This is a genomic window from Rhizobium sp. PDO1-076 (assembly GCF_000247475.1).
Classification (GTDB): domain Bacteria; phylum Pseudomonadota; class Alphaproteobacteria; order Rhizobiales; family Rhizobiaceae; genus Allorhizobium.
This window is the reverse complement of the sequence record NZ_AHZC01000363.1, coordinates 1-585: the sequence shown is the minus strand read 5'-3', so window position 1 is coordinate 585 and position 585 is coordinate 1. Positions and strand designations below refer to the sequence as shown.

Here is a 585-nt window from a genome sequence, read left to right as displayed (position 1 = left end):
TCAAGGAGACGGACGAATGAAGCGTTCACGGTTCACGGAAGAACAGATCATCGGGATTTTGAAGGAGCAGGAGACCGGCGCGAAGACGGTCGATGTCTGCCGCAAGCACGGCATCTCGGATGCAACTTTCTACAAATATAAGGCGAAGTATGGCGGCATGGACGTGTCCGATGCCCGCAAGCTGAAGGCGCTCGAGGACGAGAACGCCAAGCTGAAGAAGCTCTTGGCCGAGGCCATGCTGGACAATGCGATCCTGAAGGATGTCGCTGCAAAAAAATGGTGACGCCCGATGTGAAGCGGGATGCGGTGGCTCATGTCTGCGCGCAGCATGGGGTGAGCCAGCGTCGGGCGTGTGAGGTTCTGTCGTTGGATCGGTCGAGCATGCGATACCGCAGCGTGCGGCCTGACGATGCGACCATTCGGGAGGCAATGAAGAAGGTGGCGTCCGAGCGCCGCCGCTTCGGTTATCGCCGTATCCACGTGATGCTCGACCGTCAGGGGATCGTCATGAACGTGAAGAAGCTTCGACGTCTCTATCGGGAGGAGAAGCTGGCGGTGCGCAAGCGCGGCGGCCGAAAGCGGGGG

At 59.8% G+C, this 585-nt stretch carries 1 pseudogene; it reads left to right on the top strand.

Annotation, left to right across the window (positions count from 1 at the left end):
• Window positions 1-16: 16 nt before the first annotated feature.
• Window positions 17-585, top strand: a pseudogene (locus PDO_RS29160) (transposase); the annotation flags it as partial.